Here is a 14,097-nt window from a genome sequence, read left to right as displayed (position 1 = left end):
CATGAATGTCGAGGTGCGGCACCTGCGGGCCCTGGTCGCGATCGGCGAGGAGGGAACCATCACCGGCGCCGCGCTCGCCCTGCGCGTCAGCCAGCCCGCGCTCTCCCGCACCTTGGAGCAGCTGGAGCGCCGCCTGGGGGTACGTCTGGTGGAGCGCACCACACGCCGGCTCGCGCTGACGGAGGCCGGGCAGCGGCTGTGGGACCAGGCCCGGCACATCCTCGGCCGGCTCGACGACGCCCTGGCCGAAGCGGTCGGCCGGGCCGACGCGCGGCCGCTCCGTCTCGCCTTCGCCTGGGCCGCGCTCGGACGGCACACCGTCCCCCTGCTGCGCGCCTGGCGCGAACGGCACCCCGAGGCCCCGGTCCAGGTGCGCCGCCTGGACGATCCCGAGGCCGCGGTCCGCCGCGGGGCCGCGGACGTCGCCGTCCTGCGCACCCGGCCGGCCGGCGACAGCGGCCTGGCCCATGTGGTGCTGGCGTACGAACGGCGGATGGCGGCCGTGCCCGAGGGGCACCCGCTGGCGGAGCGCGAGAGCGTGCACCTGGCCGACGTGGCGGGTGAGCTGGTCGCGTTGTGCGCCACGGCCGCGACCTCCGGTGCGGAGCTGTGGCCGGAGGACCGAAGGCCCCGCACCCTCCAGGTCCCGGGGGTCGACGAGTGGCTCACGGTCATCGCCACGGGGGAAGCCGTCGGCGTCACGGCCGAAGGTACGGTCCACCACCATCCCCACCCCGGCGTGCGCTACCTCCCGCTGGCCGACGCGGACCCCGTCACCGTCCACCTGGCGTGGCCGGCCCTCCCGGCCCACCCGGCCACCGAAGCGTTCCTGCACCTCGCCCGGCAGCACGCCCGCGACGCGCAGTCCTGAGAGGGCACTCCGTGTGCCGAGCGTGGTGGCGCGGCCGAGGATCGCCGGCTCGCCGCGCCATGGTGGCACCAGGGCGCGTCACGACCGGCGTTCGTCCTTGATCCTGCGGAGCTTGCCGAGGGAGCGCTCCAGGGTCTCGGGCTCCACGACGACGACCTCCACGCTGACACCGACGCCGTCCTTGACGCCCTTGGTGATGGCCTGGGCGGCCGTCGCGCGCTGTTCCGGGCCCGCGTCGGGCCGTGCCTCGACGCGGACGGTCATGTGGTCCATCCGGCCGCGCGTGCTGAGCAGGATCTGGAAGTGCGGGGCGACGCCGGGCGTCCGCAGCACGATCTCCTCGATCTGGGTGGGGAAGACGTTGACCCCACGCAGAATGATCATGTCGTCGCAGCGGCCGGTGATCTTCTCGATGCGGCGGAGTCCGGCCCGCGCCGTGCCGGGCAGCAGGCGGGTCAGGTCCCTGGTGCGGTAACGGATGACGGGCAGCGCCTCCTTGGTGAGGGAGGTGAAGACAAGCTCACCGCTCTCGCCGTCGGCGAGGACGTCGTCCGTGACGGGGTCGACCACCTCGGGCACGAAGTGGTCCTCCCACACGTGCAGTCCGTCCTTGGTCTCCACGCACTCCTGCGCGACACCGGGACCCATCACCTCGGACAGGCCGTAGATGTCGACCGCGTGGATGTCCATGCGCTCCTCGATCTCGCGGCGCATCTCCTCCGTCCACGGCTCCGCGCCGAAGATGCCCACCTTCAGGGAGGTCGAGCGCGGGTCGACGCCCTGGCGCTCGAACTCGTCGAGCAGCGTGAGCATGTAGGACGGCGTCACCATGATGATGTCGGGTGCGAAGTCCTGGATGATCTGCACCTGGCGGGCGGTCATGCCGCCCGAGGCGGGAATCACCGTGCAGCCGGCCCGCTCGGCGCCGTAGTGCGCGCCCAGGCCGCCGGTGAACAGGCCGTAGCCGTAGCTGATGTGGACCTTGTGTCCCGGGCGGCCGCCGGCTGCGCGGATGGAGCGGGCGACGAGGTCCGCCCAGATCGACAGGTCGCTCTCGGTGTAGCCGACGACCGTGGGGCGGCCGGTCGTGCCGCTGGAGGCGTGGATGCGCCGCACCTCGGACATGGGGACGGCGAACATCCCGAAGGGGTAGGTCTCGCGCAGGTCCGCCTTGGTGGTGAAGGGGAACCGCGCCAGGTCCTCCAGGGTCCGGCAGTCCTCCGGCCGTACGCCGGCCTGGTCGAACTTCTTGCGGTACAGCTCGACGTTGTCGTAGGCGTGCCGGAGCGTGTGGTGCAGCCGCTTCAGCTGGAGGTCTCTCACCTCCTGCCGGGACATCCGCTCGGCGTCGTCCAGAAGGTCCGCCGGAAGGGGCTCACCGCGGCGGGCCGGGGCGTCCGCCGACGTCTTGATGTCGCTGATCATTGCGGCTCCTCAGGGTGCGTGTCGCGGAGGGTGCGGCTGCGGCCGCGGAAGACCGCTACCACCGCGTCGGCGCGCCTCACGCTCACGTCGTAGATGCCGCTGCGGCCGAATCGGGTGACTTCCTCGGCGGTGGCCGTCAGGACGTCGCCCTCGTACGCGGGGGCGACGAAGGTGACGTCCGCCCCGGACGCGACGGTGACCGGGCCGTGGCTGTTGCAGGCACAGGCGAAGGCGGAGTCGGCCAGCAGGAACATGTATCCGCCGTGGGCGATTCCATGGCCGTTGACCATGGCCTTCGTCACCGTCATGCGCAGCACGGCGGTGCCCTCGCCCAGTTCGAGCAGTTCGATCCCGAGCCGTTGCGAGGCCTCGTCCGCGGCGAACATGCGCTCCGCGGGTGCCGGAGCCGGTCGCGCGGCTTCCGTCATGTTCACACCACCTTGTCTCCCGACCGAACATTCGGTTAGCGTGCGGCATGGTCAAGTAATCAAGCCGCCCCGTTGCCTGTCAAGAGGCGAGCCGCACGCCGAACGGAGTCCCCGAGGTGCCCGACTTGTTCACCCGACACCGTGACCTGCTGGAACAGGCCGTGGCCGCGGCCGGGACACGCGAGCGCGGGACGCCGTCTCCCGTATCGCCCGGCAGGCCGGTGTACGGCGAGCGGGCCGCCGAACTCGGTGCGGCGACCGTCCGCGAGCAGCGGGGCGGGCCCTTCGACCTGCCCGGACGCCCGGGGGCGCCCGGCTGGGCGCGGAGCGCGACCGCGAGGTCTTCACACACGAGTGGCTCGGCCCGGGGGTCTTCGTCGTCGGCACGGACTCCACCCGCTACGGCCGGGACCCGTTCCGCGCGGCCGTGCGCGCACGGGGCCCTGACCGCCGTGGTCCGCTCCGCCGACGACGAGGTGCCGGCCGCCGGGGAGGCCGTCCCGGACGCGGACGTGCACCTGCCGGAGAACCTCACCGGCCGGGTCTGCGTCGACCCGCCCGCCGCGCTGAGCGACGTCCACGGCGGCGCGGCCGACCCGGCGGCCTGCGCCACCCTCTCCGACGCCGCATTCGTCACCCGCCGCTACTTCGTACTGCCGTCCCGTCGCCCCGTCACCGCCCCCAGCGAGGAGTCCGCCCGATGCCCGAAGACATCTACCTGATCGACGGAGCCCGCACCCCGCAGGGCCGCTACGGTGGCGCCCTGGCCCCGGTGCGCCCCGACGACCTCGCGGCCCTCGTCGTCGGCGAGGCCGTACGCCGCTCGGGCATCCCCGCCGACGCCGTGGACGAGGTCGTCCTGGGCGCCGCGAACCAGGCCGGTGAGGACAACCGCGACGTGGCCCGCATGGCGGTGCTGCTGGCCGGGCTGCCGCACACCGTCCCCGGCTACACGGTGAACCGGCTGTGCGCCTCCGGGCTGACCGCCGTCGCCTCGGCCGCCCACACGATCCGCTCCGGGGAGGCCGACCTGGTCGTCGCCGGCGGCGTGGAGTCGATGACCCGCGCCCCCTGGGTGATGGCGAAGCCCGGAACGCCCTGGGCCAAGCCCGGAGAGGTGCACGACACCTCACTCGGCTGGCGCTTCACCAACCCCCGCTTCGCGGCCGCGGACCGCGCCGTGCCCGCGGGCGCCGGAGCCGAGACGGTGAAGGTCACGCTGTCGATGGGGGAGACGGCCGAGGAGGTCGCGGCCCTGGACGGCATCACCCGCGCCGACTCCGACGCCTTCGCCCTGCGCAGCCACCGGCGGGCGGTCGCCGCCCAGGAGGCGGGCCGCTTCGACCGCGAGATCGTGGCGGTGCCCGTACGGGACGGCGAAGTGGCCCGGGACGAGGGGCCGCGCCCTTCCACCACCCTGGAGAAGCTCGGCGGGCTGCGGACCATCTTCCGCGAGGGCGGCATCGTCACCGCGGGCTCGTCGTCGCCGCTCTCCGACGGCGCCGCGGCCCTGGTCGTGGCGAGCGCGTCGGCCGTGGAACGGTACGGCCTCACCCCGAGGGCGCGGATCGTCACCTCCGCCTCGGCCGGCGTCCAGCCCCACCTGATGGGCCTCGGACCGGTACCCGCCACCGAGAAGGCGCTGGCCCGGGCCGGCTGGCAGACGTCCGAACTGGACGCCGTCGAGCTCAACGAAGCCTTCGCGGCCCAGGCCCTGGCCGTGATGCGCCGCCTGAAGCTGGACGAGGACAAGGTCAACGCCGACGGCGGCGCCATCGCCCTCGGCCACCCGCTGGGCTGCTCCGGTGCCCGCATCCTGCTGACCCTGCTCGGCCGGCTGGAGCGCGAGGAGGCGTCCCGCGGCCTGGCCACCCTGTGCGTCGGCGTCGGCCAGGGCGTGGCGATGCTGGTGGAGCGGGTATGAGCGACCAGTCCTACGAGACGCTCCTGGTCGAGGAGCGCGACGACCGGGTGATCGTCACCCTCCACCGGCCCGAGGCGCGCAACGCCATCAGCGGCCGCATGATCGACGAACTGCACGACGTCTGCGCCCGGCTGGAGCGCGAGCCGCGGCTGCTGCTGCTCACCGGCCACGGCCGTGTGTTCGCGGGCGGCGCCGACATCGCCGAACTGCTGCGGCGCGGTCGCGACGAAGCGCTCCAGGGCATCAACAGCCGTCTGTTCGAGCGGGTACGGCGCCTGCCGCTGCCGACCGTCGCCGCCGTCGACGGCTGGGCCCTGGGCGGCGGCGCGGATGCGCCATCGCGCGGAGGAGAGCGACCCGCTGCTGACGGGGGTGCGTGCGCCGCCGCAGCCGGTGGTCGCGGCCGGGGGTGCCCGTGTGGGCGCCGGTCTCGGTCTCGCCCGGTGTGCCGATGGGTGGCCGGCGGCGGCTGACGGCGGTCGACAGCGGGCTCGGTGGCGCGCCGGCGCGGGCGGTCGGGCCGTCCCGGACGGCATGGTGACCGAGGAAGGGCCGGGCCCGGACCGGCGCCCGGCCGGCGGCCCCACCGTCGCGTAAGGAGAGGTGAACGCGGTGCTGTGGCCGGCGCGGAGCCGCCCCCGGCGCCTGGGGCGCGAGCCGCGGCGCAGGAGCGCCACGGTGGTCCTCCGTGCGCCGTGCGGCCTTCCTCGACGGCCGGCCGCCGGCCTGCGGCGCGAACCGATGAGGTTGCGGCACTTGCCGAAACCCGGGATTCTCGGCATATCATGTACCGAACGAACGGTCGGTTGGGATTGGTGATACGGATGACGGCACAGCAGGCCGACGCGTCGGCCCCCGACGGCGCTCCGCCCGCACTGCAGCAGCACTTCGACGCGACCATCGAGCGTGACCAGCGGATCGAGCCGCGCGACTGGATGCCCGAGGGCTACCGCAGGACGCTGATCCGGCAGGTCGCGCAGCACGCGCACTCGGAGATCATCGGCATGCAGCCGGAGGGCGACTGGATCACGCGCGCACCGTCGCTGCGCCGTAAGGCGATCCTGTTCGCCAAGGTCCAGGACGAGGCGGGACACGGCCTGTACCTGTACTCGGCGGCCGAGACCCTCGGCGCCGACCGTGCCGACCTGACCGAGCGGCTGATCGAGGGCCGTCAGAAGTACTCGTCGATCTTCAACTACCCGACCCTCAGCTTCGCCGACGTCGGCGTGATCGGCTGGTTCGTGGACGGCGCCGCCATCTGCAACCAGGTCCCGCTGTGCCGTTCGTCCTACGGGCCGTACGCGCGCGCCATGGTGCGCATCTGCAAGGAGGAGTCCTTCCACCAGCGGCAGGGCTACGAACTGCTGATGACGATGATGCGCGGCACCCGGGCCCAGCGGGAGATGGTGCAGGACGCGGTGGACCGCTGGTGGTGGCCGTCCCTGATGATGTTCGGCCCGCCCGACGACGCCTCGCCCAACTCGGCGCAGTCGATGGCCTGGAAGATCAAGCGGCACAGCAACGACGAACTGCGCCAGCGCTTCGTCGACATGACCGTCCCGCAGGCCGAGAAGCTCGGCGTCATCCTGCCCGACCCGGAGCTGCGCTGGAACGAGGAGCGCGGGCACCACGACTTCGGCACCCCCGACTGGGCCGAGCTGATGCGGGTCATCAAGGGCGACGGCCCGTGCAACACGGAACGGATCGAGCGGCGGCGAGCCGCTCACGAAGAAGGCGCCTGGGTGCGCGAAGCGGCCAGTGCGCACGCTGCCAAGCAGGCGGCCCGCGCTGCGAAGGGAGCGGTGGCATGACCTCCGGCACGCACGGTTGGCCCCTGTACGAGGTGTTCGTGCGCGGCAAGCGCGGCCTCAACCACGTCCATGTCGGCTCGCTGCACGCGGCCGACGACGCGATGGCGCTCACGCACGCGCGTGACCTCTACACCCGCCGCAACGAGGGCGTGAGCATCTGGGTGGTGCGCTCGGAGCACATCGCGGCCTCGACGCGCGACGAGAAGGACCCGTTCTTCGCGCCGAGCGCCGACAAGGTGTACCGCCACCCCACCTTCTACGACATCCCCGACGACGTCCCCCACATCTAGGAGCAGGGCATGAGCGACGACCACGTCTACATGTCCCTCGCCGAGGGGCATGACGACGGCGACGCCCGCTGGGCCTTCGGCACCGGCTTCGAGGACCCGCTGCACGGCGTCAGCACGGCCGTTCCCGAGGACGTCGACCGGGCTGAACTGGCCACGATCTGCCTGGCGCTGGGCGACGACGCCCTCGTCACGGCCCAGCGGCTGGCCGAATGGACCACGCGCGCACCGGAGCTGGAGGAGGAGGTCGCGCTCGCCAACATCGGCCTCGACCTCCTCGGCCAGGCCCGGCTGCTCTACGCCCGCTGCGGCCAGGTGGACGGCACGGAGCGCGGCGAGGACGCCTACGCCTACTTCCGCGACGCGGGCGACTTCCGCAACGTACGCCTGGCCGAACTGCCCAACGGCGACTTCGCGTTCTCCGTCGCCCGGCTGCTGGTCCTGGCCAGCTGGCGGCTGGACCACTTCGAGCGGCTCGCCGGCTCGGCCGACCCGGTGCTCGCCGCCATCGCCGCCAAGGGCGTGAAGGAGCTGACCTACCACCGGCAGTACGCGGCCGAGTGGGTCGTCCGGCTCGGCGACGGAACGGACGAGTCCCACCGTCGTATGCAGGCCGGTCTCGACCAGGTGTGTGCGCAGCTGGGTGAGTTGTTCGCCGCCCACGACGCCCGGACCGCGGTGCTCGCGGTGCTGGAGCAGGTCACCCGGGCCGCGGGGCTGACGCTGCCCGACGTGCCGCGGCAGGCCGCCGGCGGCGGACGCGAGGGCGAGCACACCGCGCATCTCGCCCCGCTGCTGGCGGAACTGCAGAGCGTGGCCCGCGCCCACCCGGAGGCGACATGGTGACCACGCTCACCGCCGGCCGGCGCGCCCGGCACGTCGCCGAGCAGGTGCCCGACCCCGAACTGCCCATGCTCAGCCTCGCCGACCTCGGTGTGCTGCGGGAGGTGACGGTCGACGCCGACGGCACGGTCGTCGCCTCCCTCACCCCGACCTACTCGGGCTGCCCGGCCATGGCCGAGATGCGCGCAGGTGTCGCGGCGAGGCTCCGGGACGCCGGCTACGAGCGGGTCGAGGTCCGCACGGTCCTCGACCCGCCGTGGTCCACCGACTGGATCACCGCCGAGGGTCGGCGCAAGCTCGCCGAGCACGGCATCGCGCCCCCCGGGCCGGCGCCGCGCCCGACGTCCGGTCCGGTGCCGCTCCTGCTGTCCCCGACCCGGATTGCCGTGCCCTGCCCGCGCTGCGGTGCGACGGACACGGAGGAGACCTCCCGCTTCGGTGCCACCTCGTGCAAGGCGCTGTGGCGCTGCCGCGCCTGCCGGGAACCGTTCGAGTACGTCAAGGAGATCTGATGGAGGACCTGTTGGCCGCCGACACCGACGCTGCCTCGCCGGCGCGGCGGGCCCGTCGCCGTCCGGCCTTCCACACGCTGCGGGTCGCGGACGTGCAGCACCTGTGCGAGGACGCCGTCGCGGTGAGCTTCGACGTCCCCGGGGAACTCGCGGAGGAGTTCGCCTTCGCGCCCGGGCAGTCGCTCACCCTGCGCCGCGAGGTCGAGGGACGCGACGAGCGGCGCTCGTACTCGATCTGCTCCCCGGCCGGTTCCCGGCCGCGGATCGGTGTCCGCGTGGTCCCCGGCGGCCTGTTCTCCTCCTGGCTGGTGGGCGAGGTCAAGCCCGGCGACACCGTCGACGTGATGGGCCCGGTGGGTGTCTTCACCCCCGACCTGACGACGCCCGGCCACCACGTGCTCATCGCGGCCGGCTCGGGCATCACGCCCATGGTCTCGATCGCCGAGTCCGTCCTCGCCGCCGACGACGCCTCGCGCGTCACCCTGTTCTACGGCAACCGCCGCACCGACTCGGTGATGTTCGCGGACGAACTCGCCGACCTGAAGGACCTCTACCCCGCCCGCTTCCAGGTCGCGCACGTGCTGTCCCGGGAGCCGCGGGAGGCCGACCTGCTGACCGGACGCCTCGACGCGGAGCGTCTCGCCGCGCTCGTCGACGGCCTGGTCGACGTCACCGAGGCCGACCACTGGTGGCTGTGCGGTCCGCACGGCATGGTCCTCGACGCCCAGCAGGTCCTCACCCGGCTGGGAGTGCCCGAGAACCGGGTCCACCAGGAGCTCTTCTTCGCCAGCGAGGAGCCGTTCTCCCCGGTCCGGCACGAGGAGCGGAAGGCCGACGGTCCGGTCAGTGAGGTCACCGTCGTCCTGGACGGCCGCACCACCACCTCCGCGCTCTCGCGTGAGTCCTCCATCCTCGACTCCGCCTCCCGCGTCCGGCCCGACCTGCCGTTCGCCTGCAAGGGCGGCGTCTGCGGCACCTGCCGCGCGCAGGTCACCGAGGGCGAGGCGGACATGCGGCGCAACTACGCGCTGGAGCCCGCCGAGGTCGACGCCGGCTATGTGCTGACCTGCCAGACCTTCCCGTGCTCGGACACCCTGACGGTCGACTTCGACTCCTGAGGCCCTTCTTGCCGAGCACGTGTTGAACGTGTTCAAAAACTCTGTCATGCTGCGTCGTGTCACGGGGATCGCACGTCGAGGGGGCCACGCCATGACGAGTTCGCTTCTCATGCCGCGACGCCGCGTCCGCGCGTCCGCGGCCGGCCCCGCGCCGGTCGCGGGTGGCACGGCCCCGACGCCGATCCTCGACTGGCGCCATCCGCAGGTCGCTGCGCTGCTCCGGCGCATCGGCACGACGGCCGGCCCGGGAGACCCCGCGGATCCGGCCCACCGGCTGGCGGCTCTGCGCCACGCCCACCGGTGCATCGCCGCGACCGTACGGCCGGTGTACTCGGTGGAGGACGCGCGGCCCGTGTCGCAGGTGCTGCGCCGCGGCCGCGGGTCGTGCAGCCAGCGGCTCGCCGTCCTGGAATCCGTGGCGCGTGCGACCGGGGTGCCCACACGCGTGCGCGGGCTGCTGGTGGACGGGGCGTTCTGGTACCCGCGCTTCCCCCGGCTGCGGGGGCTCGTCCCGCACCAAGTGGTGCTCGCCTGGCCCGAATTCCGCCTCGGACATCGTGCGGCGGCCGGCCGTCCCACGGATCCCTGGCTGCCGGTGTCGGAACTCTTCGGCGATCCGGCCGAGTTGAGCGCGGGCAGCGGCGGCGGCTTCACCAACTCCGGTACGGAGACCCTGTTCGAGGCGCTCGCGCGGACGGCCGTCGACTGGGACGGGCAGACGCCCTGCCCGGCGTCCGGCGCCGGGTGCGACCTCTCCGCCTACGTCCTGGCCGACCTCGGCCGCTTCGGCTCGCGCGACGACCTCTTCGCCCGCCACGGCCAGACGCTCTGCCCCGCGGCGAGGACGGTCGCCGAGCCGCTCCTCGGGCGCCGCGCGGCAGGCGTCTAGGAACCTCCAGGACACCTCCGGGACCTGGTGAAGGTCCCGCCCGCGCGCGGCGGAGCCCGGCACGCTCCCCACCTGGCGCGGGCCGCCCACCGCCGGAGAGCTGGGGGACGCCACCGAGACCCGGGGGCCGCGGGGGCGGCCGGTCGGGACGAGGTGCCGGGCGTTCAGGATGCGTTCAGGTGGAAGCTGCCAAGGTCCTGTGCGGCGATCGCCGGTCCGCGGTCGCCCGGCTCAGGGCGCCCGCTCCCGTCGCGGGAGCCGGGCGCCCTGCTGTACGACCGCACAAGGAGCCCCCCACCTTGCGACAACCGGACGTCCTCACCGACCTCGACGCCGTGAGCACACGGACCTCGGTGATGAAGAAACTGCCCGACGTCACGCCGGCCTTCTGGATCATGAAGATCGCCGCGACCACACTGGGCGAGACCGCCGGAGACCTCTTCTCCCAGACCCTTGGACTGGGCTACTTCCTCACGACGATCGCCCTGTTCCTGATCTTCGTGGTGACGCTGGCCGTCCAGCTGCGCTCCAGCCGCTACCACCCGTTCTTCTACTGGACCGTGATCCTGTCCACCAGCATGGCCGGCACCACGGCCTCCGACTTCATGAACCGCGACGCAGGCGCGAGATACCTCTCGGGCGGCGCCACCTCACTCGGCCGGGGGCCGCAGGGCCTCGGCCTGGGCTACCCGGCCGGCGCGGCGATCCTGATCACGATCCTGCTGGCCGTCTTCGCCCTGTGGAAGGCGAGCGGGACGACCTTCGAGATCCGCGACATCGTCACCTTCCGGGGCGAGGCCCTGTTCTGGTCGGCGATCCTCGTCTCCAACACACTCGGCACCTCCATGGGCGACTTCCTGTCCGACAGCTCCGGCCTCGGCTACGCGAGCGGCGCGCTGCTCGTGACGGGGGCGCTCGCCGTACTGGTCGCGCTGATGAAGGCACCGGCCGTACCGAACGTGCTGCTGTTCTGGATCGCCTTCGTCCTGACCCGCCCGCTGGGTGCCACGGCCGGCGACTTCCTCACCAAGCCGGCCGACAAGGGCGGCATGGACCTCGGGACGGCGGGCTCGTCGGCCGTCCTGCTCGCCGTCCTCCTCGGCCTCATGGCGTCCGCGCAGATCCAGGAGCGCAAGAGCGCTGCCGAGCCGGTGAAGGAGCCCGCGCCGGCCACCCGGCGGGCCGGCTGAGACAAGGGCGTCGGACCGCGGTCACCCGGCGGGCAGGTCCGCGACGAAACGCGCGCCGGGAGCGTGGCCGGGATCGTGGGACACCTCGCCCCCGGCGGCGCGGGCCAGGCGTCGCGCGAGCGGCAGTCCGAGGCCCGCGCCGTCGTGCCCGTCGTCGGGGTCGGCGCGGCGCCCGGGCTGGAACAGAGCGCCCACGAACGCCGCCGGCACGCCGGGGCCGTCGTCCGTGACGTCGATCCGTACGCCGCCGGGGACGTGCCGCGCGGTCACGGTCACCGTGGAGCGGGCATGGCGGACGGCGTTGCTCAGCAGCGGGCTGACGATCCGTTCGAGGAGTGCGGGCGCGACGCCCGCCTCCAAGTCCGGATCGGGTACGTCGACCACCGTCCTCACCCGTTCCTGTGCCCCGAGACCGTCGGCGAGCCGGCGCAGGACGGGGGCCACGGCGGCGGCGCCGGGGGCCGTGGTGCCACCCCTCGCCGCCGCACGGGCGTCGTTCAGCAAGGTGTCGCAGATGGTGCGCATGGACCGGGCGGCCTCGGTGACCGCGTCGTGGGTGGCGCGGGTCTCGGCGGCGGAGCGGGGACGCGAACGCCACCAGTCGAGCTCGACGATGATCCGGGTGAGCGGGGTGCGCAGCTCGTGGGACAGCTCGCCCGTGAGCTGCCGCTCGTGGCGCAGCACGGCGCGGATACGGTCCAGTAGGGCGTCCAGGGAGCCGCCCAGACGGGCCAGTTCGGCCGGGTGCTGGGCGGATCCGAAGCGCTCGTCGGAGCCGACGGCGCTCCACTGCGTGGCCTGGTCGGTCATGGCGCCCACCGGCCGCAGTGCCCGCCCGACGGCCAGGCGGGTCAGCGCGTAGGTGCACGCCAGCATGACGGCGTCGAGGATCAGCGAGCCCAGCAGCAGGCTCTCCGCCGAATTGCGATAGGGGGCGAGATCCAGTGCAGCGACGACCGTGGCCCGGTGTCCGTGGTGACCGGGCACCGGCTGGGAGCAGAGCCGTATGGCGTCGGGGCTCGGCGTCTCGATGGTCGTGCACGCCGGGTGGCTCCGCGCGGCGAGCCGGCCCGCGACCCGGGTCGACCGGCTGTCGTCGTCGGTGGTGGGCGGCCGCTCCAGGAGGTGTGTGCCCGCGTAGATCCACACGTTCGTGTCGAGGAGGCGGTCGTCGCCGGACTCCACGACCCTGACCCGGGGACCCCGCGTGTCGACGGTGGTGGCGACCGCGGCCGCGCGGGTGTGCAGCTCGTCGTCGGCCTGACGCTGCAGATGACGGTGCATCACGAGGGTGAATACCAGGGTCAGGGCGGCCATCACCAGCGCGGCGGTGGTCAGCGCCACGAGCGAGAGCCTGCCGCGCAGCGTGCGGGGCGCGAGGCGGCGCGGCGGACGGCTCACGACAGCCGGTGCCCGATCCCGCGCGCCGTGTTCAGGCTCAGCCGGGTGCCCGTCCCGCGCAGCTTGCGGCGCAGCCTGCTCAGGTACTGGTCCAGGGTGTTGTCGCTGACCTGCGCGCCGTCCGGCCACGCGGACCGCACCAGGTCGCGGCGGCGCACCAGCTCGCCGCCGGCCGCGGCCAGCGTGGCCAGCAGCCGGAACTCGGTGGGGGAGAGGTCGACGGGGACCTCGCCGACGGTGGCCCGGTGGCGGGTCGCGTCCAGGACCAGGTCTCCGCTCCTGGCCACGGCCGGGGGCGCGGCGCGCTTGAGTGCGGCCCGCAGCCGGGCGATGAGTTCGGCCAGGTGGAACGGCTTGGGCAGATAGTCGTCGCCGCCGGCGGAGAACCCGGACAGCCGGTCGGTGACGTGATGGCGGGCCGTCAGGAAGATGACCGGGGCGGCGAAGCCGTTGGCGCGCAGCGCCTGGCAGACGTCCCGGCCGTCCGCGTCGGGCAGGCCGATGTCGAGGACGACCGCGGCGACGGAGCCCGTGCCCAGCCGCAGAGCGGTGGCGCCGTCGACGGCGAGGACCGGCTCGAACCCCTCGTCCGACAGGCTGCGGCGCAGCACGTCCCGCAGAGCGTGATCGTCCTCAACGACCAGGATCTTGTGACGCATGGTCCTCCGCGGGATCGGGGGTCGTGGCAGCCGTGCCCGGGAGCACGCGAGCGGGCAGCATCCGGGCCGCCGCCCACAGGCACACGGCCAGCCAGCCGGTGGCGAACAGCCAGCCCCCGAGGACGTCGGTGAGCCAGTGCACGCCGAGGTAGACGCGGGAGAGGCCGACCGCCACGGCCCAGCACCCGATGGTGACGCGCAGCAGGTGGGCGCCGCGCGGGGCGCGCAGCGAGACCGCGAGGACCAGCAGTCCCGCGGTCATCGCGGCGGTGGTGGTGTGCCCTGACGGGAACGACCAGCCGCTCGCGTGCGTGGCCCAGTCCGTGCCCGCGGGGCGGGGCCGGTGGACGAGGGTCATCACGCCGTAGCGCAGCGCCTGCCCGGCCGCCAGGCAGGCGGTGCCGAGGAGGATGAGGGTGAGGCGGCGTCTCGCGTCGCGCCCCACGGCCGACGCACAGAGCACGACCAGCGCGTAGGGGATGATTCCGGTCCCGGTGTCGGTCACCCCGCGAGCCATGGCCTGGGCCACGGCCGGGCGGTGGCCGACCGACCAGTCCAGCAGGCCGCTGTCCGGCCACAGCGGGACGCCCCGATGACCCACGACCACCGCGGCCAGGAGTGCGAAGGCCGCCCAGGCGCCGAGGGCGACGCGGCCGGCCAGGCGGGCGGTGTCACGCCGGTTCATGCGGCCCGGGCCCCTTCCTCGGAAGCGATACGACGTCGGTGAACGCACGGAGCC

15 protein-coding genes and 1 pseudogene are annotated in these 14,097 nt (G+C 73.6%); 11 read left to right on the top strand and 5 right to left on the bottom strand.

The features are described from left to right. The first annotated feature begins 1 nt into the window (after position 1). Positions 2–871 carry a LysR family transcriptional regulator gene (locus tag ACIRPX_RS33965; RefSeq protein ID WP_404202496.1) on the top strand — a complete coding sequence of 290 codons (870 nt, stop codon included), beginning with the start codon at positions 2–4 and terminating at the stop codon, positions 869–871. 78 nt (positions 872–949) lie between these two features. On the opposite strand, the gene paaK is transcribed toward ACIRPX_RS33965, so the two are convergent. Continuing rightward, positions 950–2,296 carry a phenylacetate--CoA ligase PaaK gene (gene paaK, locus ACIRPX_RS33960; RefSeq protein ID WP_404202494.1) on the bottom strand — a complete coding sequence of 449 codons (1,347 nt, stop codon included), beginning with the start codon at positions 2,294–2,296 and terminating at the stop codon, positions 950–952. After that, positions 2,293–2,724 carry a hydroxyphenylacetyl-CoA thioesterase PaaI gene (gene paaI / locus ACIRPX_RS33955; RefSeq protein WP_404202492.1) on the bottom strand — a complete coding sequence of 144 codons (432 nt, stop codon included), beginning with the start codon at positions 2,722–2,724 and terminating at the stop codon, positions 2,293–2,295. The genes paaK and paaI overlap by 4 nt, the downstream gene beginning before the upstream one ends. 452 nt (positions 2,725–3,176) lie before the next feature. Between paaI and ACIRPX_RS33950 the strand changes: the two genes are divergently transcribed. From ACIRPX_RS33950 to ACIRPX_RS33905, 10 genes and pseudogenes are all read left to right on the top strand, one after another. After that, positions 3,177–3,446: a hypothetical protein gene (locus ACIRPX_RS33950; protein WP_404202490.1), complete on the top strand. Its 270-nt coding sequence runs from the start codon at positions 3,177–3,179 to the stop codon at positions 3,444–3,446. Further along, positions 3,425–4,648: a thiolase family protein gene (locus ACIRPX_RS33945; RefSeq protein WP_404202488.1), complete on the top strand. Its 1,224-nt coding sequence runs from the start codon at positions 3,425–3,427 to the stop codon at positions 4,646–4,648. The genes ACIRPX_RS33950 and ACIRPX_RS33945 overlap by 22 nt, the downstream gene beginning before the upstream one ends. Beyond that, a pseudogene (locus ACIRPX_RS33940) lies at positions 4,645–4,980 on the top strand (enoyl-CoA hydratase/isomerase family protein); the annotation flags it as partial. The gene ACIRPX_RS33945 and the pseudogene ACIRPX_RS33940, both read left to right, overlap by 4 nt. Positions 4,981–5,472: 492 nt before the next feature. After that, entirely contained in the window at positions 5,473–6,459 is a 987-nt protein-coding gene (gene paaA, locus ACIRPX_RS33935; RefSeq protein WP_404202486.1) for a 1,2-phenylacetyl-CoA epoxidase subunit PaaA, read from the top strand. Next, on the top strand, positions 6,456–6,749 hold the full coding sequence (gene paaB / locus ACIRPX_RS33930; protein ID WP_404202484.1) for a 1,2-phenylacetyl-CoA epoxidase subunit PaaB: 294 nt from the start codon (positions 6,456–6,458) through the stop codon (positions 6,747–6,749). The genes paaA and paaB overlap by 4 nt, the downstream gene beginning before the upstream one ends. A 9-nt stretch (positions 6,750–6,758) precedes the next feature. Continuing rightward, on the top strand, positions 6,759–7,592 hold the full coding sequence (gene paaC / locus ACIRPX_RS33925) for a 1,2-phenylacetyl-CoA epoxidase subunit PaaC (protein WP_404202482.1): 834 nt from the start codon (positions 6,759–6,761) through the stop codon (positions 7,590–7,592). Further along, a complete protein-coding gene (gene paaD, locus ACIRPX_RS33920; protein WP_404202480.1) occupies positions 7,586–8,101 on the top strand; it encodes a 1,2-phenylacetyl-CoA epoxidase subunit PaaD in 516 nt (171 codons plus the stop codon). The genes paaC and paaD overlap by 7 nt, the downstream gene beginning before the upstream one ends. Further along, on the top strand, positions 8,101–9,219 hold the full coding sequence (gene paaE / locus ACIRPX_RS33915) for a 1,2-phenylacetyl-CoA epoxidase subunit PaaE (RefSeq protein ID WP_404202478.1): 1,119 nt from the start codon (positions 8,101–8,103) through the stop codon (positions 9,217–9,219). Before paaD ends, paaE begins: the two co-directional genes overlap by 1 nt. 91 nt (positions 9,220–9,310) lie before the next feature. After that, entirely contained in the window at positions 9,311–10,108 is a 798-nt protein-coding gene (locus tag ACIRPX_RS33910) for a transglutaminase domain-containing protein (RefSeq protein ID WP_404202476.1), read from the top strand. Positions 10,109–10,407: 299 nt separating this feature from the next. Beyond that, complete coding sequence (locus ACIRPX_RS33905; protein WP_404202474.1) at positions 10,408–11,298, top strand: hypothetical protein; 891 nt, start codon at positions 10,408–10,410, stop codon at positions 11,296–11,298. A gap of 21 nt (positions 11,299–11,319) precedes the next feature. Here ACIRPX_RS33905 and ACIRPX_RS33900 read toward each other — a convergent pair whose 3' ends face one another. From ACIRPX_RS33900 to ACIRPX_RS33890, 3 genes are read right to left on the bottom strand one after another with little or no spacing between them, the layout of a single operon-like run. Then, positions 11,320–12,699 (bottom strand): sensor histidine kinase, encoded by a 1,380-nt coding sequence (locus ACIRPX_RS33900; RefSeq protein WP_404202472.1) that lies wholly within the window; start codon positions 12,697–12,699, stop codon positions 11,320–11,322. Beyond that, positions 12,696–13,358: a response regulator transcription factor gene (locus ACIRPX_RS33895; protein WP_404202470.1), complete on the bottom strand. Its 663-nt coding sequence runs from the start codon at positions 13,356–13,358 to the stop codon at positions 12,696–12,698. The genes ACIRPX_RS33900 and ACIRPX_RS33895 overlap by 4 nt, the downstream gene beginning before the upstream one ends. Continuing rightward, positions 13,333–14,043 (bottom strand): phosphatase PAP2 family protein, encoded by a 711-nt coding sequence (locus ACIRPX_RS33890; RefSeq protein ID WP_404202468.1) that lies wholly within the window; start codon positions 14,041–14,043, stop codon positions 13,333–13,335. Before ACIRPX_RS33890 ends, ACIRPX_RS33895 begins: the two co-directional genes overlap by 26 nt. Positions 14,044–14,097: the final 54 nt, after the last annotated feature.

The sequence above is a fragment of the Streptomyces sp. NPDC101225 genome, assembly GCF_044767585.1.
Taxonomy (GTDB): Bacteria; Actinomycetota; Actinomycetes; order Streptomycetales; family Streptomycetaceae; genus Streptomyces.
Note: the sequence above shows the minus strand (reverse complement) of the source record. Positions and strands in the feature narration are given on the sequence as shown.